The 23,700-nt window shown below is 69.9% G+C and carries 19 protein-coding genes; 8 read left to right on the top strand and 11 right to left on the bottom strand.

All coding sequences use genetic code 11. The features are described from left to right. Positions 1 to 154: 154 nt before the first annotated feature. From F4553_RS30030 to F4553_RS30010, 5 genes are all read right to left on the bottom strand, one after another. On the bottom strand, positions 155 to 2,644 hold the full coding sequence (locus tag F4553_RS30030; RefSeq protein ID WP_184842667.1) for a discoidin domain-containing protein: 2,490 nt from the start codon (positions 2,642 to 2,644) through the stop codon (positions 155 to 157). A gap of 220 nt (positions 2,645 to 2,864) precedes the next feature. Beyond that, positions 2,865 to 3,536 (bottom strand): FadR/GntR family transcriptional regulator, encoded by a 672-nt coding sequence (locus F4553_RS30025; protein ID WP_184842664.1) that lies wholly within the window; start codon positions 3,534 to 3,536, stop codon positions 2,865 to 2,867. 19 nt (positions 3,537 to 3,555) lie between these two features. Beyond that, entirely contained in the window at positions 3,556 to 3,891 is a 336-nt protein-coding gene (locus F4553_RS30020) for an L-rhamnose mutarotase (protein WP_184842661.1), read from the bottom strand. Beyond that, positions 3,888 to 4,640 carry an SDR family NAD(P)-dependent oxidoreductase gene (locus tag F4553_RS30015; RefSeq protein ID WP_184842658.1) on the bottom strand — a complete coding sequence of 251 codons (753 nt, stop codon included), beginning with the start codon at positions 4,638 to 4,640 and terminating at the stop codon, positions 3,888 to 3,890. The genes F4553_RS30020 and F4553_RS30015 overlap by 4 nt, the downstream gene beginning before the upstream one ends. Beyond that, entirely contained in the window at positions 4,633 to 5,946 is a 1,314-nt protein-coding gene (locus F4553_RS30010; protein WP_184842656.1) for an L-fuconate dehydratase, read from the bottom strand. Before F4553_RS30010 ends, F4553_RS30015 begins: the two co-directional genes overlap by 8 nt. 302 nt (positions 5,947 to 6,248) lie before the next feature. On the opposite strand from F4553_RS30010, the gene otsB reads away from it, so the two are divergent. Further along, positions 6,249 to 7,052: a trehalose-phosphatase gene (gene otsB / locus F4553_RS30005; RefSeq protein ID WP_184842653.1), complete on the top strand. Its 804-nt coding sequence runs from the start codon at positions 6,249 to 6,251 to the stop codon at positions 7,050 to 7,052. Here otsB and F4553_RS30000 read toward each other — a convergent pair. Both F4553_RS30000 and F4553_RS29995 read right to left on the bottom strand, forming a co-directional pair. Next, entirely contained in the window at positions 7,008 to 8,084 is a 1,077-nt protein-coding gene (locus F4553_RS30000; protein WP_184842650.1) for a hypothetical protein, read from the bottom strand. The two genes, otsB and F4553_RS30000, sit on opposite strands and share 45 nt — an antisense overlap. Before the next feature lie 130 nt (positions 8,085 to 8,214). Further along, on the bottom strand, positions 8,215 to 9,243 hold the full coding sequence (locus F4553_RS29995) for a LacI family DNA-binding transcriptional regulator (RefSeq protein ID WP_184842647.1): 1,029 nt from the start codon (positions 9,241 to 9,243) through the stop codon (positions 8,215 to 8,217). A gap of 175 nt (positions 9,244 to 9,418) precedes the next feature. Here F4553_RS29995 and F4553_RS29990 point away from each other — a divergent pair, with 175 nt between their 5' ends. The 7 genes from F4553_RS29990 to F4553_RS29965 all read left to right on the top strand — a co-directional run bounded on the left by F4553_RS29990 (position 9,419) and on the right by F4553_RS29965 (position 16,189). Next, positions 9,419 to 10,750 (top strand): sugar ABC transporter substrate-binding protein, encoded by a 1,332-nt coding sequence (locus F4553_RS29990; RefSeq protein WP_184842644.1) that lies wholly within the window; start codon positions 9,419 to 9,421, stop codon positions 10,748 to 10,750. 10 nt (positions 10,751 to 10,760) lie between these two features. Next, complete coding sequence (locus F4553_RS29985; RefSeq protein WP_184842641.1) at positions 10,761 to 11,741, top strand: carbohydrate ABC transporter permease; 981 nt, start codon at positions 10,761 to 10,763, stop codon at positions 11,739 to 11,741. Further along, complete coding sequence (locus F4553_RS40275; protein ID WP_312875443.1) at positions 11,738 to 12,607, top strand: carbohydrate ABC transporter permease; 870 nt, start codon at positions 11,738 to 11,740, stop codon at positions 12,605 to 12,607. The genes F4553_RS29985 and F4553_RS40275 overlap by 4 nt, the downstream gene beginning before the upstream one ends. Further along, positions 12,604 to 13,440: a sugar phosphate isomerase/epimerase family protein gene (locus tag F4553_RS40270; RefSeq protein WP_312875442.1), complete on the top strand. Its 837-nt coding sequence runs from the start codon at positions 12,604 to 12,606 to the stop codon at positions 13,438 to 13,440. Before F4553_RS40275 ends, F4553_RS40270 begins: the two co-directional genes overlap by 4 nt. Further along, positions 13,437 to 14,585, top strand: a complete 1,149-nt coding sequence (locus F4553_RS29975; protein ID WP_184842638.1) for a Gfo/Idh/MocA family protein — start codon at positions 13,437 to 13,439, stop codon at positions 14,583 to 14,585. Before F4553_RS40270 ends, F4553_RS29975 begins: the two co-directional genes overlap by 4 nt. Continuing rightward, positions 14,582 to 15,430 (top strand): sugar phosphate isomerase/epimerase family protein, encoded by an 849-nt coding sequence (locus F4553_RS29970; protein WP_184842635.1) that lies wholly within the window; start codon positions 14,582 to 14,584, stop codon positions 15,428 to 15,430. The genes F4553_RS29975 and F4553_RS29970 overlap by 4 nt, the downstream gene beginning before the upstream one ends. Positions 15,431 to 15,508: 78 nt before the next feature. Next, positions 15,509 to 16,189, top strand: a complete 681-nt coding sequence (locus F4553_RS29965; protein WP_184842633.1) for a DUF4328 domain-containing protein — start codon at positions 15,509 to 15,511, stop codon at positions 16,187 to 16,189. A 351-nt stretch (positions 16,190 to 16,540) separates the two neighbouring features. Here F4553_RS29965 and F4553_RS29960 read toward each other — a convergent pair whose 3' ends face one another. The 4 genes from F4553_RS29960 to F4553_RS29945 form a co-directional block, all read right to left on the bottom strand. Further along, positions 16,541 to 19,549 (bottom strand): phosphatidylglycerol lysyltransferase domain-containing protein, encoded by a 3,009-nt coding sequence (locus F4553_RS29960; RefSeq protein WP_184842630.1) that lies wholly within the window; start codon positions 19,547 to 19,549, stop codon positions 16,541 to 16,543. 164 nt (positions 19,550 to 19,713) lie between these two features. Further along, on the bottom strand, positions 19,714 to 21,474 hold the full coding sequence (locus F4553_RS29955; RefSeq protein ID WP_184842627.1) for an MFS transporter: 1,761 nt from the start codon (positions 21,472 to 21,474) through the stop codon (positions 19,714 to 19,716). A gap of 30 nt (positions 21,475 to 21,504) precedes the next feature. After that, positions 21,505 to 21,927: a MarR family winged helix-turn-helix transcriptional regulator gene (locus tag F4553_RS29950; RefSeq protein WP_184842623.1), complete on the bottom strand. Its 423-nt coding sequence runs from the start codon at positions 21,925 to 21,927 to the stop codon at positions 21,505 to 21,507. 176 nt (positions 21,928 to 22,103) lie between these two features. Beyond that, positions 22,104 to 23,600 carry a ricin-type beta-trefoil lectin domain protein gene (locus F4553_RS29945; protein ID WP_376776310.1) on the bottom strand — a complete coding sequence of 499 codons (1,497 nt, stop codon included), beginning with the start codon at positions 23,598 to 23,600 and terminating at the stop codon, positions 22,104 to 22,106. Positions 23,601 to 23,700 lie beyond the last annotated feature (100 nt).

Below are 23,700 nucleotides of genomic sequence, written 5' to 3'. Positions count from 1 at the left end.
GACGCTTTGCTCTGCTTACACGGACGCATCACCGGGAAAGTCCGGATATTCCTGGTGATGCGCAGGTGTAAGCAGAGCAAAGCGTCGCGCGCGCTTCACTACCCGGGCGCCGGGCCGTCCGCGGAACGAGCGCCCCGCGGACGGCCCGCACACCTCAGGAGGCGTATGCCTCGATCTCCGACGCCTGGGCCGCGGGCCAGCCCGAGTTGGTGGTGAAGGTGATCCGCAGGTAGCGGACCGGCGTCGGCGTGAAGGTGATGACCACCGTGTTGCCGGTCGCCGGATTGAAGGTGTAGGCGGTCGGCGGCGTGAGCGCCGTGAAGGAGGTGCCGTTCGTGCCGCCCAGAAGAGCAATCGTCTGGGTACGGGTGGCCCACGACCCCGACGGCGGCAGCTTCACGACGACCCGGCTGATCGTCGTGACCGCACCGAGGTCGATGACGCACCACTGCGGGAAGGCACCCGTCGGGCTCTCCCAGTAGGTGTTGGCGTTGCCGTCGACCGCGTTCGCCGGAACGTAGGTCTGGGTCTGGCCGGTGCACGTGATCGGCTTGCCCAGCACCACGTTGGGGTTGCCGGGCGTGACCGGGCTCGTCGTCACCGTCAGCGGTGCCGACTGCCCCGAGGCGTTCCCGGGCGGGTCCACCGCGGCGACGGTGAAGGTGTATGCGGTGTTCGCCGTCAGCCCCGTCGCCGTGAAGGTCGTGCCGGTCGGGGTGCCGACGAGAACGCCGTTCTGCCGGACCAGGTAGTTGGCGATGCCGCTGCTGTCGGTTGACGGGCTCCACGAGAGGGAGATCGTCGTCTGGGTCTTGCCGGTGCTGATCAGGTTCGCCGGCACCGTCGGGACGTCGGTGTCGACCGGCGTTCCGGCGTACACCTCGAATTCACCGATCTGCCCCGCCGGCCAGCCGGTGTTGGAGGCGATCGCGAGCCGCACCCAGCGGGCCACCCCCGGCGGGAAGGGGATGGTGACGGTGTTCGCCGCGGCCGGGTCGAAGATCCGGCCCGCGGTCGCGGCGAGGGTGCCGAAGGTGGCGTTGTCGGTGGAGCCGAGGACCGCGATGCCCTGCGTACGCGTGCCCCACGACGGCGGCAGCTTGAGCACGACCCGGCCGACCGGCTGCGCGGCGCCCAGGTCCACGGTGATCGTCTGCGGGAAGACGTTGTTGGCGCTCTCCCAGTAGGACCCTGCGCCGCCGTCGACCGCATTGCTCGCCGGGAATCCGCCGTTGCTGGTCGATGCGGTGACCGGCCGCTGGTAGGCGAGGTTCGCCTGCGGCGACTGCGCGTCGGTCACGACGGTGACGGTGGTGCTGGGACCCGAGAAGGACCCCGCCGCGTCCCGCGCCCGGACGTAGAAGCCGTAGGAGGTGCTCGGCGACAATCCGGTGATCGTCGTCGAGGTGCCGGTCGGGCTCGCGACCACCGGATCGGTGGCCCCGGCCTCGCGATAGACGGTGTAGCCGACCACCGCGACGTTGTCGACCGACGGGCTCCACGAGAGCGAGACCGAGGTCGCGGTCTTGCCGGTCACGGTCAATCCGGCCGGTACGCTCGGCGGCACCACGTCGCCGGGCCCGGCCCGGTTGGCGAACTCGGTGGCCCAGTAGCGGGTCCGGTCCAGGTAGGCGGTCTCGGCGGCGACCCCGGTGAGACCGTAGGCGCCGTCGAAGGTCTGGTAGCCCTGGCCCGCGGGCGGCGTGGAGCTCGCGGGTTCGATCGACGAGCCCTCGTGCCATTCGTTGAACGAGGTGACCGAGACCCAGTCCGGCAGGCCACCGGTGGCGGTGCCGAGCGCGTTGTTCCACTGCAGGTCATAGGTGGCGCCGTTGGCCCGCCCGACGGTGGGCGTGGTGTTGCCGGGGACGGCCCGGTCGTCGATGTAGCCGGGTGCCACCGACGGTGCCCAGATCAGCCCGTTGGCCTTGCAGAAGGCTGCCGCGTTGGCCCAGCCGGGTGCCGTGGAGCCGGCGATCCCGTCGTAGGTGTACATCCCGCCGAAGCCCGCGACCTTGGACGTGTCGGTCGTCTGCGCCAGGATGATGTTGGTGGCCTTCAGCGGGGCGATCGCCGACCAGTCCGAGATGAGCAGGCTCTCGAAGACGTAGAAGGCCGGTCGGTTGCCGTGCGCCGCGTCCCGGTAGAAGCCGGGGCTGGCGCCGTAGGTGCTGTTGATGTAGTTGATGTCGGCCACGGTCGAGGCGGCGGACCGCCCCGCGTAAGGCTCCAGGTGCCAAGCGACCTTGATCCCCTGCGCGGCTGCGGCGGCGAGCACTCCCGCAGCGCGCTGGTCCTCATAGGACCCCTGTCCCCACCAGCTGTAGACGATGACTCCGGCGCCGGAGCGCTTGACCCAGGCCATGTGCTGCGCGACGGCCCCGGCGTAGTCGGCCGAGTCGTAGGCACCCAGCGTCGGATAGAGGTTGGCCCCGACATCGCCGGGCGGCGTGTGCCCGCCCTGCTGCCAGTGCCGGTACTGCCCGTAGCCGGCGGGACTGCCGTACCACGAGTAGTAGAAGAGGTGCACGTTGGGCGAGGGAGGCGGGTCCGCGGCGAGAGCAGGCGGCAAGACGACGAGCCCGAGCCCCAGAGCCACCGCCGCCACCACCCCCACGCGCAGCATTCGTGCCCAAACGGACATAAGAATTCCTTCCCGGGGCACAAAGGTTGCCGGTGCGTCTCAACCATGTAGCGCCCACGTTTCCTACGGATGTAGGCAAAAGAATAAATATGCCTATGCAAAAACTCTAGCCCCCAACGCAAAAAGTCCATGCCGACCTTAAATTCGCGTTGATCAAGGGAAGACTCACCATGTCGGGGGTCCGATATGCGGCGAGTCTTCCCTTGATCAACGCGAATTTTCAGAGGGCCTGACGGAGCCATTCCTCGACGCCAGCCACGTGGATCGTCGCCCAGGAGCGGGCCAGGTCGGGGGACCTCGACGCGATCGCGTCGACGATCGCCTGATGCTGCTCGCGGGTCTTGCGGGCCGCGCCCTCCTGGGTCAGGCCGCGCCAGATTCTCGCCCTGGTCGTGGGGCCGGAGAGGCCGTCGATGAGGGAGCAGAGGACCGCGTTGTCGGCGCCCGCCGCGATCTGCCGGTGGAAGTCCAGGTCGTTGGCGACCAGCGCCTCGACCGTCGGGGTCTCGCCGAGGTCGTCCAGCACGGACTGGAGCTTCGCGATCTCCTCGTCGGGCATCCGCTCGGCGGCGAGCGCGGTGGCGGCGGGCTCCAGGATGCGGCGGACCTCGAAGAACTGCAGCACCGTGTCGTCGCGGTGGAAGTCGACGACGAAGCTGAGCGCGTCGAGCAGCAGGCGCGGCTCCAGGCTCGTCACATAGGTGCCGTCACCTTGGCGGACATCGAGCACGCGGATCATCGACAGCGCCTTGACCGCTTCGCGCAGCGAATTGCGCGACAGGCCCAGCCGCACGGCGAGGTCCGCCTCCTTGGGCAGTCGATCCCCCGGGCCCAGCTCACCCGAGGTGATCATGCCTTTGATCTTGTCGATCGCCTCGTCCGTCAGTGCCATCGATGCCTCCGAGGTGACTCTACGCCGCCGGCCGGTCGTCGCGCGGGGTCAGCTCCCAGACGAGGCCCAGACCGTCGTCGGTGCCGGAGTAGTCGTCGGCGACGGCGAGCAGCTCCGCCATCCTCGCCTGCCACGGCACGTTGGCCGGGTGATCCCGCAGCGCGTCGCGCATGGCCCGGTAGTCCTCGACGTCGACGAGGTGGAACAGGTGCACGCCGTCGCGCCAGATCCGCCACTGGTGCACGCCCGCCTCGATCAGCGCCGCCCGCAGCTCCGTCGGGATGGTGGCGTGGACCCGGTCGTACTGCTCCTGCGCACCCTCGCGGAGCACCGTGTGCAGGGCGATCCGGTTCATGACCGGCTCCGCAGCCGCAGCGCGTGCATGCCGCCGTCGACAGCGAGCACGGTGCCGGTCGTGGCACCCGCGAGCGGGCTGGCGAGGTATCCGATCGCCGCGGCGACCTCCTCGGCACTGACGAGCCGTCCGTTGGGCTGGCGGGCCTTGAGCGCCGCGAGCTCCGCCTCGGGGTCGGCGGCCTGGGCGAGCAGTCGCCGGACCCACGGGGTGTCGGCGGTGCCGGGGTTGACGCAGCAGACCCGGATCCCGTCGGCGAGGTGGTCGGCGGCCATCGCCGCGGTGAGCGCCTGCACCGCGCCCTTGCTGGCGCTGTAGAGCGCCCGCTGGGGCAGCCCGGCCCAGGCCGCGATCGAGCAGGTGTTGACGATCGCGGCGTGCTCCGAGCGGCGCAGGTGCGGCAGGGCCGCCCGGCTGACCCGGACCAGACCGACCACGTTGACATCGAGGACGCGGTGCCACTCCTCGTCGGGGTTGGTCTCGACCGTGCCGATCGCCCCGATCCCGGCATTGTTGACGAGGATGTCGAGGCCGCCGAGGTGCTCGACCGCGCCCGCCACCGCGGCACGGACAGCGGCGTCGTCGGCGACGTCGGCGACGAACCCGGCGAACGGCGCGGGCAGGTCGTCGATGCGCAGGTCGAGGCAGGCGACCCGGGCGCCGCGCTCGGCGAGGTACTCGGCGGTCGCGAGCCCGATGCCGGACGCGCCGCCGGTGACGATGGCGCTCAGGCCGTCGAAATCAGCCATCGAGGCTCTCCTTCCAGATCGGTCCAGCAGGGTATGCGTACGCGATGAGGGTCTCCGGGCGGATGGTGGAGCTGAAGCCGGCCGCGATCGGCGCCTGGTAATGGCCCCGGTGCATCCGGACCGGATCGATGAAGTGCTCGTGCAGGTGGTCGACGTATTCGATCACGCGATCGCGCATGGTGCCGGAGATCGCGACGAAGTCGAACATCGACAGGTGCTGGACCAGCTCGCAGAGCCCGACCCCACCGGCGTGCGGGCAGACCGGTACGCCGAACTTCGCCGCCAGCAGCAGGATCGCGATGTTCTCGTTGACCCCGGCTACGCGTGCGGCGTCGATCTGCAGGTAGGAGATCGCGTCGAGCTGGAGCAGCTGCTTGAAGACGACCCGGTTGGCGACGTGCTCGCCGGTCGCGACCCTGATCGGGGCGATCCCCCGGGCGATGGCGGCGTGGCCGACGACATCGTCCGGGCTGGTCGGCTCCTCGATCCACCACGGGTCGAAGGGTGCGAGGGCCCGGACCCACTCGATCGCCTCGGCCACGTCCCAGCGCTGGTTGGCGTCGACGGCGATGCGCATCGCCGGGCCGCAGACCTCGCGGGCGACCTTCAGCCGGCGGATGTCGTCCTCGAGGTCCGCGCCGACCTTGAGCTTGATCTGGGTGAACCCGTCGGCGATCGCCTCGGCGCAGAGGCGGCGGAGCTTCTCGTCGTCATAGCCCAGCCAGCCCGGCGAGGTGGTGTAGCCGGGGTAGCCGTCGGCGAGCAGGACCTGTGTCCGCTCCTCGCGCCCCGCCAGCCCCCGCCGCAGGATCTCCAGTGCCTCGTCGGGGGTGAGGGCATCGGTGAGGTAGCGGAAGTCGACCAGCTCGACCAGCTCCTCCGGCGTCATCGAGGCGAGCAGCCGCCACAGCGGCAGACCGGCCCGCTTGGCCCGCAGGTCCCAGAGTGCGTTGACGACCGCGGAGATCGCCATGTGCATGACGCCCTTCTCCGGGCCGAGCCAGCGCAGCTGGGAGTCGTGGACGAGCTCGCGCCAGAGCCCGCCGAGGTCCCCCAGCACCTCGTCGACCGACCGCCCGACCAGGTGGGGACGCAGCGCAGCGATGGCCGCGACCTGCACGTCGTTGCCCCGGCCGATCGTGAAGGCGAACCCGTGCCCCTCGAGCCCGTCCGGCGCGTCCGTGCTCAGCACCACATAGGCGGCGGAGTAGTCCGGGTCGGGATTCATGGCGTCGGACCCGTCGAGCTCCCGCGACGTGGGGAACCGCACGTCGTGGGTCTCCAGGGACACGAATCTAGTCAACATGGCGCTCTCGAACCTCCGCCTAGGCCGACCGCCGCATCGGACCACACCGTCCACCGCAGCCGCGCCGGTCGCCCGACTGACTCATACATCGGATGACTGATGTCTACCAGCTTCATTGCGCCGCACACAAGACCTGAGAATTTCTGAGAAAGTGCAGTACAGATTTCGACAGCGTTTCGATTGACGGAGACATACATCCGATTACTTTCGGTGGCGCTGGCGATCCAGGTTTAGGAACCCGACAGGGCGGTAACAGAGCCTGTATGACGTCGCGCGAGGCACCTGTCGGATATATTGAGCCCATGATCGACGATCTTCAGCTCACCACGGCGCTGGAGACGACCGCCCGCCAGGCAGAGCGGTGCGGCTTTTTCTTCGACTTCGACGGCACCCTCTCGCCGCTGCAGGACAACCCCGCCACGGTCAAGCCCGCCGAGGGCGCTATCACCGCGATCTCGCAGCTCGCGGCCCTCGTCGGGACGATCGCCGTCATCTCCGGCCGACCGGCGGGCTTCCTGCATCAGCAGACCGGTGAGCTCCCGATCAGCCGCTTCGGCCTCTACGGCATGGAGTGGATCGACGAGCAGGGCGAGATCCAGACCGACCCCGAGGTCGAGCCGTTCCTGCCCGTCTTCGTGGAGATCGAGCGGCGCGCTCGGGCGGAGCTCGATCCGTCGGTGCTGGTGGAGTTCAAGCGCCTCTCGGTCGGCCTGCACTTCCGCACCGCCCCGCAGCAGGAGGGCGGCATCACCGAGTGGGCCCAGAAGATCGCCGCCGAGTACGGCGTACGCGCCCTGCCGGGCAGGATGGTGATCGAGCTCGCGCCGCCGGTCCACCGCGACAAGGGTGCGGTCGTCCGCGCGATCGCCAAGGACCTGTCCTGCGTGTGGTATTTCGGCGACGACCTCGGTGATGTCCCGGCGATGCTGGCGCTGCGCGAACGCGCCGAGCAGGACCCGGGATTCACCTCCGTCAACGTGGCGGTCGCCAACACCGAGACCGTCGAGGAGGTCGTCGCGGCCGCCGACATCGTGGTGGCGAGCCCCCACGACGTGGTGGCGCTACTTGAACGAGTCGTTGCCGCGCTCCGCCCGACCACTGCGTGAGAGCCGCGACGACGCCCACTGCATCCGGGGATAGTTGGGCAGCACATCGGCCGGCTCATCGCCCCGCTTGACCAGCTTGACCTTGAAGACCTTGGTGAAGTCGGCATCGCCGTACTCCTTGTGCAGCGACTTCCAGGTCTGCGCGAGCGTCTCCACGGCGAGTGCCGAGGTGTCGGAGCTGTTACCGGCGCAGACGAAGACCGTGCCGGCCCTGGCACCGGGCCACTGCCGCCGCTTCACCGAGAGCCGCTGGATGACGAAATACTCCGTGTGCACGGTCTCACCCGTGTAGGCACCGCTGTCGGGCGTCTCGACCGCGAGGGGCAGCCGCTCGAAGACGCGCCGGGCCGACGCGTTGGCGTCCTGCGTCCGGATGACCACGCCGCGCTCCCAGGAGTCGGCCACCTGGGATCGGTAGAAGACCACGTGGTTGGCGTTGTCGCGCTCGGTGAGGATCCGCAGCGCGAAGTCGGTGAGCAGGTTGTAGACGTTGGAGCCGATCAGCACCGTCGTACCGCCCCGGCCGAGCACCTTCTCGATCTGCTCGCGCACCGGCTTCTCGTAGACGTCGGTGGGGTGCTCGCCGACGTAGCTCTTGGGGAAGTCCGGCAGCCGGGGGTGGCCGGCCGGCCGCGGCGGGCTCAGCGAGATCTGGCACATCTCGGGCGGGTCGATCGACTCGCCGCCGAGGTGCTCGGCGAACGCCCGCAGGAAGCTCGCGAGCGGCTTCGCCTGGATCGCCTGGGTGAGGACGAGAGCCGCCTGGTACTCCGGCTCGGTGATGGCGTTGCCGTTGAAGCCGGCGGTGTGATCGGTGACCGCGACCGTGCCCCGGGGGATCACCGGGATGCACGAGACCTTGATCTGCACCGCGCCGCGGCTCTCGCCGTTGATGCCGAAGAAATCCCGCAGGTGCGAGCGCCAGCGCCGCCGCGTCAACCAGGAGAAGACCCGGATCAGCGGCAGCAGGAAGATCGAGGCGATCACCCCGGTGACGAACTGGACCGAGACCTCGTTCAAGAACGCGAACACGAGTCCTCCGGGAGAAGTCGCATGCGGTGAAGAACCGACGACGTATGGTAGTCACACGCATCCGCGTCCATTGATCGGCCGAGAGGTCCGATGAGGATCTGCGGCCGGGCGGGCGGCGCCGCCCGAGCGGTCAGCGAACGGCGACCGCGTGCCCGGTGGACTCCCGGATCGTCAGGTGTGTCGGCAGCACCACGGACCGGCGCTGGGTGTGCGCGGGCGAGCGATCGGTGATCAGCGACAGCAGCATCGCGACGGCGACCCGGCCCGCCTGCTCGATCGGCGCGGTCAGCGTGGTGAGCGTGGGGTGGCAGAAGTCGGCGCCGAAGATGTCGTCGCAGCCGACCATGCTGACGTCCTCGGGCACCCGCACGCCGCGCTCGCGCAGCCGGGTGAGCATGCCGATCGCGAGCATGTCGTTGAAGACGACGCAGGCGGTGGCCCTGGTGTTGACGAGCGCGTCGGCCGCGGCCGAACCGGAGAGGCGCTCGGCCGGGAAGGGGCCGATCCGCTGGGTGGGCAGCCCGTGCGCGGCGGTGGTCGCCCGGACGGCGTGCCAGCGGGCCTCGTTGGGCCACGAGGTCGCCGGGCCGGAGACGTAGACGATGTCCCGGTGCCCCAGCGAGATCAGGTGCTCGACGGCCTGGCTCACCCCGCCCGGCGTATCGATCATCACGCTCGGTACGCCCTCGACGTGCCGGTTGATCGTCACGATCGGGATCTCGTTCGACAGGTTGTGCAGGGCCCGCTCGGAGAGGCGGGAGGCGGCGAGCACCGCGCCGTCGAGGGACTGGCGCATCTTGTGCAGCATCGCGATCTCCAGCTCGCCCGAGTCCTCGGTGTCGATCAGCAGCTGGGCATAGCTGGCTGCCTTGAGCTGCTGCTGGGTGCCCCGGATGATGCCGAAGTAAAACGGGTTGGTGATCGCCGAGACGAGCACGGCGATCGTGCCGGTGCGGCCGGAGCTCAATGCCCGGGCCTGGGTGTTGGGCACGTAATTGAGTTCGCGGGCGGCCGCCTCGATCCGCTCCCGGGTGACGGCGTTGACGCGGCCGGGTTTGCTGAGCGCGCGGGAGACCGTCGAGGCCGCGACGCCGGTCAGCGCGGCGATGTCGTTGATCGTCACCGGGCGCGTCCGCTTGGGCGCCTCAGGGGTCTCCATGCGGCCAGGCAACCATACGTGGCAAAAATTGGCAAACGATTGCCACCACATTTCCAGATTGATACGTTGGCCGCCAGCTCGCCACCCGATGCGCCCGAAAACGCCTGCCACCGGCCCTACTCGGTAGCGACAGCGGTAGCGACACGCGCATCGCTCCACTGAGGAGTTTAAATAGATGAAAGTGAAACGCGGTCTCGTAGCGCTGGCCGGCGTGATCCTGCTCGGATCGACCATCGCCGCGTGCGGCTCTGACAGCACCGACGGCGAATCCAACGCCGGCAAGACCCTCAACGTGCTGGTGCAAGCCAACTCGATCTATCCGACGCAGCAGAAGCAGTGGTTCACCGACGTTTCGGAGAAGTTCAAGAAGGAGACGGGCGCCTCGGTCGCCTTCGAGACCTTCGCCTCCCCGAACGACGAGCTCACGAAGATCCAGACCTCCGTCCTCTCCGGGCAGGGCCCCGACGTCTACTCACTGGGTACGACGTTCACGCCCACGGCGTACGCGACGAAGGCTTTTGTGGAGTTGACGGCGGACGACTGGAGCAAGCTCGGCGGGCGCGACAAGTTCCTGCCGGCCACGCTCGGCATCTCGGGTCCGGACAAGGACCACGAGGTCGGCGTCCCGTTCACGAGCCGGCCGTTCGTCATGGCCTACAACAAGGACCTGCTCACCGCCGCCGGGATCGACAAGCCGGCCGACTCCTGGGACGGCCTGCTCACGCAGGCGAAGTCGCTCACCAAGGGCGGCACCTTCGGCCTCGCCGTCGCATACGGTGACAGCTTCGACCCGTGGAAGTTCATCTGGGCGATGAACACCCAGGCGGGCAACCAGCTCGTCAAGGACGGCAAGGCGCAGCTCGACCAGCCCGCGACGTTGAAGGCCTACCAGACCTACCTCGGCTGGCTCGCCACCGACAAGGTCGTCGACCCGGCCGCGGCCGGCTGGAAGAACGCGCAGGCGATCGCGGCCTTCGGCGCGGGCAAGGCGGCGTTCCTGCCGATGGTCTCCGCCACCTCCAAGGTGACCCTCGACAAGTCCGCGGTCGCGGGCAAGTACGCCTACGCCATCATGCCGACGATCCCGCCGGGTGAGAGCGCGCTGCCCAGCGGCGGGCAGGGTGCCACGAGCATCCTCTCCGGCGACAACCTCGTCGTGGCGAAGTACACCAAGAACAAGGACCTCGCCCTGTCGCTGGTGAAGATGCTGACCAGCGCCGACAGCCAGGCCGCCTACTACAAGACCTTCGGGGAGATGCCGACCAACGCCGAGGCGGCGCGGACGCTGCAGAGCGACCCGGCCCTCGCGGCGATCATCGACTCCTCGTCGAAGGCGGTCGGCACCCCGTTCAGCGGCGCCTGGAGCCAGGTGCAGCTCGCCCTGGTCAACGTCGTGGTGCAGTCGGTGCCCAACCTCGCGGCCGGCAAGGTCGACGAGGCGGCACTGAAGGCGCTGCTCGCCACCGCGCAGACGACGGCGCAGGCCGCGCTCGACAAGGTCAAGTGATCTAGCGCAGATGACCACGTCGATTCCGGCGACAAAGCCGGACGTGGCGACCGACCGGCCGGTTGCGGAGCTTCCCCCCGCGACCGGCCGGGCCCGGCGCCGCACCATCACCGAGCGCAACCGTCCCCTGTGGATGCTCGCGCCGGGCGGGCTGCTCATGGTCGTGGTGATCGTGGTCCCGCTGCTCGTCGCCCTCTACATCTCCCTGCTCGACCTCGACCAGTACACGTTCCGCCAGTGGGTGCAGGCGCCCTTCATCGGGCTCGCCAACTACGTCGAGGCGGTGCAGGTCTCGCCGCTGCTGCACTCGATCGGCGTCAGCACCTCCTACGCCGCGATCGTGACCGTGGCGACGCTGCCGATCGGGCTCGCCGCCGCGCTCGCCACCCAGCAGGGCTTCCGGGGGCGCGGGCTGGTCCGCTCGGTCTTCCTCATCCCCTATGTCCTGCCCGCCTTCGTCGTCGGCACGGTGTGGCGGATCATCCTGCAACCCGATGGCGTCGCCAACGGCCTGCTGGAGAAGGTCGGCATCCACTCCGGGCTCTGGCTCAACGGGCCGCAGAGCTACTGGGCGCTGATCATCGTGCAGACGTGGGCCAGCTGGCCGCTGATCTACCTGCTGGCGCTGGCCGGGTTGCAGTCCGTCGACCCCGCCGTGCACGAGGCGGCCGCCCTCGACGGGGCCGAGTGGTGGGTCAAGCTGCGCTACGTGATCTTCCCCTACCTCCGGGGGCCGGTCTCGTTGGCGCTGCTCATCGCGTTTCTGCACAACATCAACAGCTTCACGCTGCCGTTCGTGATGTTCGGCGTACCGAGCCCGCACGACGTGGAGGTGCTGCCCGTGCTCACCTATGTGGAGAGCTTCCAGAACTTCCGCTTCGGGCTCAGCGCCGCGATGGCGGTGCTGTCGCTGCTGCTCATCGCGATCCCGCTCGGGATCTACCTGCGCGCGGTGAAGCTCGACGTCGGTCAGGAGGGGAAGAACCCGTGAGCAGTAGCCGTCATAACGCCGTCACCCAGCTGCTGCCGCGATGGCTGCGCGCCGTCGTGATCATCGCGCTCCTCGCCGTGGTGCTGCTGCCCGTCTCCTACATGGTCTTCGCCTCGGTCAGCTCCGACCTCGCCGTCGCCGGCGGCGCCTACTGGCCGCAGGACTTCTCGCTCACCAACTACAGCCTGATCTGGTCGACGGTCGAGCTCGGCGACGGGCTGGTCAACAGCGTCCTCGTCGCGGGGTCGGTCGCGGTGCTCTGCGCCTTCGTCTCGATCGCCACCGCCTATGTGCTGGTGCGCTTCAGCTTCCGGGGGCGGCTGAGCATCCTGCGCGGGCTGCTGGCGCTGCAGTCGATCCCGGGCACGCTGCTGCTGCTGCCGGTCTTCGTGCTCTTCGCCAGCGCCGCGACCTTCCTCGACGTGCAGGTGATCGGCACGCGGTGGGCGCTGCTGATCACCTATCTCACCTTCGCCCTGCCCTTCTCGACCTGGGTGATGGTGACCTACCTGCGCGGGCTGCCCCGGGAGCTCGACGAGGCGGCCCGCATCGACGGCGCCTCGTCCTGGGGCATCCTCACCCGGATCGTCGTCCCGCTCAGCTGGCCCGGTCTCGTCGTATCGGCGATCTTCGCGTTCCTGCTCGGCTGGAACGACGTACTCTTCGCCTCCGTGATGACCAACCCCGACACCCGGACCGCAGCCGTTGCGCTGCAGGTCTTCGGCGCCACCCAGGAGGGCGGCGCGATCCCCGTCTACGGCCAGATGATGGCGGCGGCACTCGTCTGCGCCGTCCCCGTGGTCGTGCTCTACCTCGCCTTCCAGCGATACCTGGTCGGCGGGCTCACCGCAGGAGGAGTCAAGTGACGACAACCTGGACGCTGTCCGGCTTCGGCGACGAGATCGACGCCGACCCGGTGGTCCAGCTCAGCGTGCTGCAAGCGCTCGGAGCAAACCACATCGAGGTACGCAGTGCGTGGGGCACCAACATCGTCGACCTCACCACCGACCAGCTGGACACGCTGAAGACCCTCCTCGACCAGCGGGAGATGGGCGTCTCGGCGATCGCCTCCCCCATCGGCAAGGTCGACGTCTTCGGCGACGCCGACGCCGAGCTGGCTCGCCTCGACCGCGCCGTCGCCGCCGCACACCACCTGGGCAGCCGATACATCCGGCTCTTCTCCTTCTATCGCGGCGAGGACGTGCCGGTCGAGGCGATCCGCGACACGGTCCTGGCCCGGATGCGCGCCTTCGCCGATGTCGCCGAGCGCGAGGGCCTGATCCTGGTCCACGAGAACGAGAAGGACATCTACGGCGACATCCCCGCACGGGTGCTCGACCTCATCGAGTCCGTCGGGTCACCGGCACTGCGCGTCGCCTGGGACAACGCCAACTTCGTCCAGTGCGGGGTCCGGCCCTTCACCGACGGATACGCCCAGCTCCGCCCGTACCTCGAATATCTGCAGGTGAAAGACGCGCTGGCCGACACCGGCGTGGTCGTGCCCGCCGGTGAGGGCGACGGCGAGCTGCTGGAGACCGTGACCGCGCTGCGCGACGACGGCTTCGCCGGCTTCGCGTCGCTGGAACCCCACCTCGCCGACCAGCACTCGCTGGGCGGATTCTCCGGACCGGCCGCCTTCGGCCGGGCAGCCCGCGCGTTCGCGGCGCTCACCCAATCGATCGGAGTCCAGACCGTATGAGCGGCACCTCCGGCGGCCCCATCCGGGCGGCCATCGTCGGCAGCGGCATCATCGGGCACAACCACGCCCTGGCGATGCTGCGCCATCCCCGCCTGCGCGTCGACGCCGTCGTCGACCCCGACGCCGCCGCCAACGCCGCGCTCGCCGACCGGATCACCGGCAACGGCGGTGCCGACCCGGGCCGCTTCGCCACGCTCGCCGACGCCTTCGCCGACCGCGAGATCGACCTCGTCGTCATCTGCACCCCGAGCGGCATGCACGTCGAGGCCGCTGCCGAGTCCCTCGCGGCGGGCAAGCACGTCGTCATCGAGAAGCCCGTCGACGTGTCGCTGCCCCGCGCCGGCCACCTCGTCAAGCTCGCCCGCGAGGCAGAACTCCGCGGCCAGGTCTGTGCCGTGATCAGCCAGCACCGCTTCGACCCCGCGAGCGTCGCGGTCGCCCAGGCCGTCGCACAGGGCCGCCTCGGCACCCTCACCTCCGCCGTCGCATCGGTCGCCTGGTGGCGCAGCCAGGCATATTACGACTCGGCGGGCTGGCGCGGCACCTGGGAGCTCGACGGCGGCGGCGCCACGATGAACCAGGGCATCCACACCGTCGACCTGCTCGTCTGGCTGCTCGGCCAGCCGACCGAGGTCTTCGCCTACACCGGGCGGCTCGCGCACGAGCGGATCGAGGTCGAGGACGTCGCGGTCGCGAGCATCCGGTTCGCCTCCGGCGCGCTCGCCGTGCTGCACGCGACGACCGCCGCCTATCCCGGGCTCTCGGTGCGGTTGCAGATCCACGGCTCGCGCGGCTCGGCGATCATCAACGACGACCAGCTCGAGTACTTCTACGCGGCACCCGACGCCGACGCACCCGACCCGGCCGGACCGGTCAACCTCGCGGCCGCCGAGGTCCCCGCCGCCGACCTGCACGGCGCTGCCAAGCCCGCGGACAACTTCATCGTCGGCCACCTGCGCCAGTACGACGACATCGTCAACGCCATCGACCAGGGCACCCCGTCGAGCATCGGCGTCTCCGACGCGCTGCTGGCACTCGCCGTGGTCAAGGCGATCTATCTCTCCGCCGAGCTGGCCCAGCCCATCGAAGTGCAGACGGTCATCGAAGGCGCGTTCGACACCAACGGCACGGAGGATCACCCGTGAAATTCTCGGTCTTCACCGCCTCGACACCGGAGTGGACGCCCGCCGAGGCCGTCGCCCACCTCGCGAACCAGGGCTGGGACGGCGTCGAGTGGCGCATCACCGACCAGGACGACGCACCGCAACCGGGCTTCTGGGCGGGCAACCGCGCCACCTTCCCCCTGACCGGCCTGGAGGACCACCTCGAGACGATCGCGGCCCTCTCCAGCCAGGCCGGACTCGCCCTCTCCGCCATCGGCGGGTACGCCCGGTGCTACGACCACGACAACGTGGAGCGGATGCTCGCCGCCACCGCCGTCCTCGGCGCGGACCGGGTCCGGGTCACGATGCCGATGCTGGGCACCGGCGACTACCGCGACCTCTTCGACGGCGCCCGCCGCGACCTCGCCTGGGTGTCGGAGCGGGCCGCGCACCACGGCGTCACCGCCCTCATCGAACTGCACCACCGCACGATCGTCGCCTCCGCGTCGGCCGCGATCCGGCTCGTCGACGGCCTCGACCCGGCGCACGTCGGGGTCATCCACGACCTCGGCAACCTCGTCATCGAGGGGCAGGAGGACCCGCTCGCCGGGTTCCAGCTCCTCGGCCCCTACCTGGCCCACGTGCACGTCAAGAACGTCGCGTGGCGGCAGACCGGCCGCAAACCCGACGGCACGGCGATCTGGGCCGAGCAGTGGGCGACGCTGCGGGACGGGCAGGCCGACGTCGAGGCGTACTTCACGGCGCTGGCGCAGCACGGGTACGACGGGTGGGTCACCGTCGAGGACTTCTCCACCGTGCTCCCCCTCGCCGAACGCACCCGCGACAACCTCGCCTACCTTCGCGACATCGCCGCCCGTACCGCCTGATCTTGTCAATGCGGGGTGGTTGGTCGTAGCGTCACACGGCCACCACCCCGCCGTCATGATCGAGAGCGAGCCCGATCCGTGCCACAGACCACCTCCATCCGGCGGCTCTGCTTCGCCGCGTCGGCGGGCATCATCGCGGTCTGCCTCGCCACGGTCGTCGACCTCGCCGGGTCGGTCGCCCGGCTGATGATGCACTGGAACGTCCTCACGATCGACGAGATGCGCAAGGTCACCGGCCTGACCCTGCCGCCCGTCGCGAGCCTGCTGCTGGTGCTGGCGTCCGGCGTACTCTTCCTCTCCTGGCTGGGCCGCGCCCGCCGCAACGTCGCCGACCTCCCCGGTGCCCGGCCGACCTACTCGCCGGGGTGGACCGTCGGCGCCTGGTTCATCCCGCTGGCCAACCTCATCCTGCCCGCGCTCGTCATCGCGGACATCGCCTCGGCGAGCGCCGTTCCCGGCCGGTTCCCGCGGCGCGGGCTGCTCGCCGTGGTGTGGGGGTGGTGGGCGTGCTTCACGCTGCACACGGTCGGGGTCTATGTCACCGCGCTGCTCCCGGTCACCGTCGACGACCGGGTGCTGACGGTGTTGATCGCGCTGTTCGACGTGCTCTACCTGGCGACGGGGGCGTTCGCGATCCTGATGATGGAGCGGATCGGGGCCGCGCAGGCGGCCGGTTTCGAGAATCGGGAGCGGCGGCCGGACCCGGCCGACTTCCCGGCCTTCACCGTCGACAGCCTCGCCCCCGCCGCCCAGCCCTGACCCGTGCGGCGGTCGCTGGGTGATCGCAGATCATGGCGCGTTGGGGGCATGCCCTGGCGCGGCTACGACGCTTAGATCCGCGACCCCCGCGCGTCGGGTGGTCTGAACGCGCGCATGTGCGCCGATGTCGGGGCGCGCAAACGCGGGCGGTGACCACCGCATCGACAAGATCGGCGCGAGCTGCGTGCCGCTCGAAATGACGCGATGCTGCGCGGCATCCCCTCCTCGATCACGTCTGGTTCGGGGAATCCGACGTGATCTAGCGCGGTGATCACGTCGGATTCCCTGAACCAGACGTGATCACCGCACTGCGACGAGCAGCGCCGCAGCGCCGCAGCACGAGCGGCGCGGTTACGGAGCGCAGACGACCGTGCCGGTCGCCCAGACGCCCAGTGCCTTCGGGCCCGGACCGTCGAGGGCGATCTTCCGCTGCGCCGTGAGGTCGTCGGTGGCGAGCTTCGACATCGTCCAGGCGAGCGGGGCGGGCAGTCCGGGGGACGTCCGCGGGTTGATCCGCACGAATCGTCCCTCCCCCGACGCCACATCGCACGAGGCGGCCGTTCCCGGGACGGCACCGGTGAATAGCCCAGCGATCATGGCCTCCATCGCCCGGTCGTCGAGCTGGTCCGGGCGGGCCTGCGTCGACGGCGGCACGAGCCCTTCGACGGTACGCGCCGGAACCCCCGACGCCGCGACCCGCTCGTAGTGGTTGTCGACCTCGGCGAAGACCGGGATGATCGTCGCGTTGCCGGGGGTGGCGTTGTGCCGGGCGATCAGCGGTTCGAGGTGCGGCCAGAGGGCGGCGAGCAGGCCGATGCCGGTGTTCTCGGCGTACCCGCCGTCGACGATCGCGGTCCGCCGGGCATCGCCGCAGCCGTAGAACTGCCCGGACGGGGAGACGTAGGGGAAGCGGGCGGAGAGCAGCGCCGCCGTCGACCGCGAGAGGCTCAGCAGGTCGCTGCCCGGCTCGGGTCCGCAGAGGACGTCGAGCACGTCCGTGGTGACCGGGGCGTCGTCCTGCGCGTCCCCCCGGCCGAGCGAGGTGCAGACCGTGCGGTCGGTGCCCGCCCGTGCCCGGCTCGCGGCGTCGGTGAGGCGCACGGCACCGATGTTGAGACGGCAGCCGCTCTCGACCTGCGTACCGGTGATGAGCATGACGGGGTGGTGCCCGTCGAGCCCCCACGATCCGGCGAAGAAGTCGTCGCCGAGGCCGGGGACGTTGCGGGAGAAGCTGTCCTCGAGGCGCTTGGCACGGTCCTCGCCGCCGTAGCCGACCACGGCACGGGCGAGGTCGGTGGTGAGCATCCAGGTGATCGGGTCGGTGAGGAAGTCGGGGCGGGCGAGCTGGTCGTCGTACCAGGTGGCGCTGCGGTTGGGGGTGTCGATCCCGGCGGTGTAGGCGAGCACGCCGAGGCTGCCGCCGGACGCGCCGCCCATCGCGAAGATGCGGTCCGCGGGCGCAGCGGGACAGCCGGGGACGGGGTCGGCCCGCGTCGGCCCGAGCAGGTCGCTGAGGGCGGAAGACGTCCAGTACGCCGCCCGCACACCGCCTCCCGGTGCGGCGACGAGGATGAGCGGCACCCGCTGCCCGCCATGGCCGGAGCCGGCGCAGTTGCCCGCGACCCAGGCACCGAATGCCTTCTCCAGGGTGACCCCGTTGCGGCTCAGCCCGGTGGGGAGTTCCCGCTGGCGGTGCACCGCGTGCGCCGAGCCGTCGCTGAGCCAGAAGCTCGCCAGAACCACCGTGATCGCGGTGAGCGCGGCGAACGGCATCCGGCTCATGCCGAGGATGAGGATCCCGGGCGGGGCGGTGTGCGTCTCGGCCCAGCGCTGGAACTCGCCGAGGATCAGCATCACCGCGGCGAGGAAGGTCGCCACGACCGTGCAGACGCCGACGGCGGAGACGTGCGTGACCGCGCCGGTGATGCTGAGCCCGACGGCGATCGCGGTGACGACGATGCCGACGGTGTACTTGTGCTCGAAGCTGGCGGGCACGTTCTCCACCGAGCCGTCCCACCTGCGCAGCAGCTTCCAGCCGCCGAGTGCGCTGAGCGGCGCACCCGCCACGGCCACGGCGACGAAGCAGCAGGCGACGATGAAGCGGCCGGATCCGGCCTCGCCGGAGAGCGGCAGCACGATCAGGACCGGCGCGAACGCCACCGCCATCACCATCATCAGCGTGACGGGTGCGGTGATCGCGAGCAGCCTCGCCATCCGCCGGGCGGCGAGCACGTCCTCGGCGGCTCCGGGTGCCCTGGCGTCGTCGGCCCGCTTGTTCGCGGCGGCGGCGGCCATGGCCTTCTGCGTGCGGCCGAGGAAGCCGAGTCCGAAGAGGACGGCGGCGATGGCGGCCGCGGCGAAGAGCTCCCGCCAGTCGAGGAACCAGGCGATGGCGGCGAGCACTGCTGCCGTACCGGCCAGGGCAACCTGCCAGCGAACGACGTCGATGGTTTTCGGCGTGTGGTCGTGGTGCTGGTCGGAGAGGACGACCCGCCGGGCCTGGATCCAGATGACGAGCCCGAGCAGCAGCGCGGCGAGGATGGAGAAGACGCCGACGAGGATGCCGGAGGCATCGTCGACCCAGCGACGGACCAGGTCCACGGCCTGGCCGGTCGCGTCGGCGAGCAGGATCAGGACGTAGAGCGTGGCGGCGGCGAAGGCGACGCGCAGCCGCCACAGCGCCCACCCGGCCCGGCGCAGCCACTGGCGCAGCAGCCCGGTGTCGAGCAGGAGCACCGCGACGAGTACGCCGAAGGCCACCAGCAGGCCGAACTTCGCGGTCGTCGAGATCCACGAGAAGACGATGAGCACATCGGGCACGGAGCGCTGTCCGATCGCCCGCTCCACCATGATCAGGCGCAGCGTGTTCTCGATGACGTCGGCGGCGGCACCGCCGATCGCCAGGTAGGGCAGGTACTTGCGGTGCGCGGCCTGGCGCAGGCGCGTCCACGTCGCCCGCGAGTCCTCGATGTTGGCGGGGAGGTGGGTGCGCACGCGGCGCCAGAGCTGGACCAGCAGCACCGTGTAGACGGCGATGAAGATCGTGTCACCGATCGTGTACGCCCGGGCCGCCCATGCGATCAGGTAGTAGGCCGAGTCCGATTCGAGCGCCGCCTGCTTCCAGGTCCCGAGCAGCTCCCGGGTGTCGCCGACGAAGTCGAAGCTCGGCCCGCTCGCGATCGCCTCCAGGTCGCCGAAGGACGGTCCGCTCGCGAGCTGCACCTGCGCCAGCAGCGTACCGATGCTGCGCAGCACCAGCAGCAGGGTCGCACCGAGCACCAGCCACGGCAGCACGACCAGCCGTTTCGAGGGAGTCGGGAAGGTCACGGTGACGGCTTCGACCGGTTCATCGGTGGACATGCACGGAAGGTACGCCAGCAGCCCGATCGGCCACATCGGTCAACCGGCCCGCCGCGCTGCTTGATCGCCGACTCAACCCGAGATAGTCGCAACTCTTGAAGAGTTGTTGCTTCAGGCCGCCAGGCCTTAAGCACAACTCTTCAAGAGTTGCGGCGATCTTGCGGCTAGCGCGGACCGGCGGGCAGGGGCTCGGCGGCGGCCGGGACCGCCGTGAGCGGCTGAGCACCGAAGGTCTCGTCGATCAGCTCGGTCTCCTGGCTCACCAGGTCCGGCGGCGTGACCGCCTTGCGCGGCGCGATCAGGCTCGCCGCCGCTCCGACCAGCCCCATGATGATCGCGAGCCAGAACACCACGACGAGTCCATCGTGGAAGGGGCCCGCGATCAGGTTGGGGAAGAACTGCCGGTCGGTCAGCGTCGCCGCGTTCTCCGGCGGCAGGGCACCGAGCACCTGCGGCCCGAGCAGCTCCTGGATCGGGTTGTAACCCAGGAACGCCGCGAAGAGCGTCCCGACCGGCGGGAGCTGCGCGATGGTCGCCGCAGACTCCGCCGGTACGCCCTGCGCGGTCAGTCCGGCGTTGAGCGTCGACGGCAGCGAGCTGGAGAGCCCCGCGACCATCAGCGAGAAGAAGACGCCGATGGAGAGCACCATGCCGGAGTTCATGAAGGTGGCCCGCATCCCCGAGGCGACACCGCGCAGGTGCGCCGGAACGCTCGACATCACCAGCGCCGTGTTCGGAGCGGAGAAGAGTCCGCCGCCGAGCCCGTTGAGGAAGACGAGCGCCGCGAAGACCCCGTAGTGGAAGTTCGTCGGCACGAGCAGCAGCCCGGCGAAGGAGATCGCCATGACGAGCAGCCCGCCCGCGGCGAAGAGCCGGGCGCCGAAGCGGTCGGAGAGCCAGCCGGAGAGCGGCCCGGCGACGAGGAACCCGATGGTGAGCGGCAGCAGGTAGATGCCGGCCCACAGCGGCGTCTCGGCGTAGTCGTAGCCGTGCAGCGGCAGCCAGATCCCCTGCAGCCAGATGATGAGCATGAACTGCAGCCCGCCGCGCGCGATCGAGCCGAGCAGGCTCGCCGCGTTGCCGCTGGCGAACGCCGGGATCCGGAACAGGTGCAGTGGGAACATCGGCTCGGCGGTCCGCGACTCGATGACGCAGAAGAGGACGAGGATCGCGACACCGCCGACGAGCCCGGCGATGATCCACGGGTTGGTCCACCCCATGCTGTGGCCGCCGTACGGCTGGATGCCGTAGGTGATCGCCGCGAGCAGCGAGGTCAGCCCGGCCGCGAAGGTGATGTTGCCCCACCAGTCGATCCGGCCGGGGCGCCGGGCGCCGTTGTCGCGCAGCGAGCGGTATGCCCAGACCGTCCCGACGATGGCGATCGGCACGTTGACCCAGAAGACCGAGCGCCAGTTCCACTCGGCGAGCACGCCGCCGAGGACCAGCCCGATGAAGGATCCGGCGATGCCCGCGACGATGTTGATGCCGAGCGCCATCCCGCGCTGCGCGGCCGGGAACGCGTCGGTGATGATCGCCGCCGAGTTCGCCATCAGCATCGAGCCGCCGACCGCCTGCACGACCCGCCAGCCGATCAGCCACAGCGCGCCCTTGCCGCCGGTGAAGGGGTCGAGCGAGAGGATGACCGAGGTGACGGCGAAGAGGGCGAAGCCCAGGTTGTAGATCTTGACTCGACCGTAGATGTCGCCGAGCCGGCCCAGCGTCACCACCAGCACGGCGGTGACGAGCATGTAGCCCATGAGCATCCAGAGCAGGTAGCTCACGTTGCCCGGGAGCAGCGGATTCAGGTCGACGCCGTTGAAGATCGCGGGCAGCGAGATCAGCACGATCGACGAGTTGATCGTGGCGAGCAGCATGCCGAGGGTGGTGTTGGACAGCGCGATCCACTTGTAGCGATCGTCGGTCATGGTCGTGCGCCCCTCTCCGGGGATTGAGCTTCAGGGGATCAGGTCGGCGAGCCGGTTGAGGGCCGGCAGGGCGGACTCGATGGCCCGCCGATCGGCTGCGGGCAGCTCTGCCAGCAGCGAATTGACCTTGTCGGCGCGGGCCCTGCGGCGGTGATTGAGCAGGTCACGGCCCGCCTGGGTGATCTCGACGAGAACGACCCGGCCGTCCTGTGGATCGGGCACCCGCTGCGCCAGCGCGTCTCGCTCCAGCCGGGTGACGAGCTGGGTCATCGCGGGCTGGGTGACACCCTCCTTGGCCGCGAGCTCGGTCAGCCGGTGCGCACCCTCGCGCTCCAGCGTGGCGAGCGTCGAGGCGGCGGTGAGGCTGAGGCCGGGCGGGCTGAGCCGCCGGATCGAGCCGAAGAGCCGCTGCACGGTGACCGCGAGGTCCACGTCGAGATCGACAGAGCGCATACGACTTTTATATCACCGACTTATAGAAGTTGCTTATGCAATCCCCCACACGAGGTGTTGATCCTGACTTTGGTGACGCTTTTCCCGGCGTGTCCAGCATTAAAATTCAGGGGCTGAGCCCGACCCCGGGCGGGATCGGGCTCAGCGTGGGACGGATCTTTCGAGGGGGGCTGAGGTCAGCCTCGGTACCACTTCTGGTTGGCGCCGCCGGTGCACTCCCACTGCGACAGGGGCGTGCCGGTGCCGCCCCAGCCGGTGACGTCGACGCACTTGTTGGCCTGCGGGTTCACCAGGTCACCGGCGCCGGACAGGACGAACTGCTGCGCCGGGTTGCCGCTGCACGACGCGAGCTGGATCGCCGCGCCGTTGGCGGTGGAGCCCCACGCCACGTCCATGCAGAGGCCGAAGGCGCGGATCGTGCCGTCGCCGGGCCAGGTCCAGTTCTGCGCGTTGGTGCCGTTGCAGTCCCAGAGCTGGAGCCGCTGGCCCGGTACGCCGTTGGAGTTGGGGACGTCGATGCACTTGCCCTGCCACCCGATGATCCGGCTCGTGCTGCCGCCGCCACCGCTGGTCGTGAGCGACAAACCGTAGGCGCCGAGGATCTCGTTGACCGGCTGGAAGAAGGTGGTGCCGCCGGTGGAGCAGTTGCCGGAGCCGCCCGAGGTCACGCCCTGCGCCTGGTTGCCGCTCATCCAGGCACCGCCCGAGTCGCCGCCCTCGGCGCACGCGTTGGTCTGGGTCAGGCCGTAGACGAGGGAGCCGCTGTAGTTGACGGTGACGTTCTTCGCCTGGACGGTGCCGCAGCGCCAGCCCGTGGTACGCCCCGAGCGGCAGATCGACGCGCCGACCGCCGACTCCTGCGAGCCCGCCACGACGACGTTGCCGCCGCCGTAGTTGTTGACCCACGGCTGCGGCGTCCAGCTGCCGTTGGTCCGCACCCAGGCGTAGTCGTTGTTCGGGAACGACGATCCGGCGAAGGTGCCCTGGCTGACGTTGTTGTAACCCAGGGTAGGGCTGCCCGCGCCGCCGCAGTGGCCGGCGGTGACGAAGCCGCCCGCGACGGAGAAGCCGATCGAGCAGAGGGTGTTGCCGTTGATGACGTACTGATCCCCGCCCCGGATGTCGTAGAGGGTCCGGGGCGCCTCGCCGATGGTGAGCTTCACCGAGGCGGGGTCGATCGCGCTCGCCTTCACGAAGCGCTCGGCGGCATCGGTGCTGGCGGCAGCCACCACCACGGAGTTGGCCGCGGGGTCCACGTACCAGGCGAAAACGGAACGGTCGGCGGACGTGCGGTCGAGCGCGGCCTTGAGCCCGGCGAGCTGCTTCTCGGATCGTGCGACGAGGACCGGGGTCGCACCGGCGGCCCGGACCGTCGCGGCGTCGCGGGTGGTGACGACGCCGACGGCGAGGCGGCCCTCGGCGGGGGCGAACCAGGCGCCGGCGAACCGGTCGCCGAGGGCGGCTCTGAGCTGCTTCTCCACGACGGGAGCGGCGGCCTCGTGGGCTTGGCGGATGCGGGACTGCTCGGCGGTGAGGCCGAGATCCCGCTGGAGCGCCTGCTCCATGCCTACGGCGGGGGTGGTGGGAGCGGTGGGAGCGGATCCCAGGGCGGATCCGGGGAGGACGAGCGCGGCGGCGAGCACCGCTGCGCTGGTCAGCACGGTGTATCTCACGTCAGGTCCTTATCGGGAGGGGGTATGGGACGAGGCGTGAGAGCGCTCTCTTTGAAGAGACTTTACAGTTGTGTCGAAATAAGTCAATGAATCTCGATGC

The organism is Allocatelliglobosispora scoriae (assembly GCF_014204945.1).
Taxonomy (GTDB): Bacteria; Actinomycetota; Actinomycetes; order Mycobacteriales; family Micromonosporaceae; genus Allocatelliglobosispora; species Allocatelliglobosispora scoriae.
Note: the sequence above shows the minus strand (reverse complement) of the source record. Positions and strands in the feature narration are given on the sequence as shown.

Excerpts from the sequence above, each read along its gene's own strand:
- F4553_RS30010 (WP_184842656.1), bottom strand. The coding sequence starts at position 5,946 with ATGTTGACTAGATTCGTGTCCCTGGAGACCCACGACGTGCGGTTCCCC.
- F4553_RS30020 (WP_184842661.1), bottom strand. The coding sequence starts at position 3,891 with ATGAACCGGATCGCCCTGCACACGGTGCTCCGCGAGGGTGCGCAGGAG.
- F4553_RS29985 (WP_184842641.1), top strand. The coding sequence starts at position 10,761 with ATGACCACGTCGATTCCGGCGACAAAGCCGGACGTGGCGACCGACCGG.
- F4553_RS29955 (WP_184842627.1), bottom strand. The coding sequence starts at position 21,474 with ATGACCGACGATCGCTACAAGTGGATCGCGCTGTCCAACACCACCCTC.
- F4553_RS29990 (WP_184842644.1), top strand. The coding sequence starts at position 9,419 with ATGAAAGTGAAACGCGGTCTCGTAGCGCTGGCCGGCGTGATCCTGCTC.
- F4553_RS30025 (WP_184842664.1), bottom strand. The coding sequence starts at position 3,536 with ATGGCACTGACGGACGAGGCGATCGACAAGATCAAAGGCATGATCACC.
- F4553_RS29960 (WP_184842630.1), bottom strand. The coding sequence starts at position 19,549 with ATGTCCACCGATGAACCGGTCGAAGCCGTCACCGTGACCTTCCCGACT.
- F4553_RS29975 (WP_184842638.1), top strand. The coding sequence starts at position 13,437 with ATGAGCGGCACCTCCGGCGGCCCCATCCGGGCGGCCATCGTCGGCAGC.
- F4553_RS29995 (WP_184842647.1), bottom strand. The coding sequence starts at position 9,243 with ATGGAGACCCCTGAGGCGCCCAAGCGGACGCGCCCGGTGACGATCAAC.
- F4553_RS30015 (WP_184842658.1), bottom strand. The coding sequence starts at position 4,640 with ATGGCTGATTTCGACGGCCTGAGCGCCATCGTCACCGGCGGCGCGTCC.
- F4553_RS29950 (WP_184842623.1), bottom strand. The coding sequence starts at position 21,927 with ATGCGCTCTGTCGATCTCGACGTGGACCTCGCGGTCACCGTGCAGCGG.
- F4553_RS30030 (WP_184842667.1), bottom strand. The coding sequence starts at position 2,644 with ATGTCCGTTTGGGCACGAATGCTGCGCGTGGGGGTGGTGGCGGCGGTG.
- otsB (WP_184842653.1), top strand. The coding sequence starts at position 6,249 with ATGATCGACGATCTTCAGCTCACCACGGCGCTGGAGACGACCGCCCGC.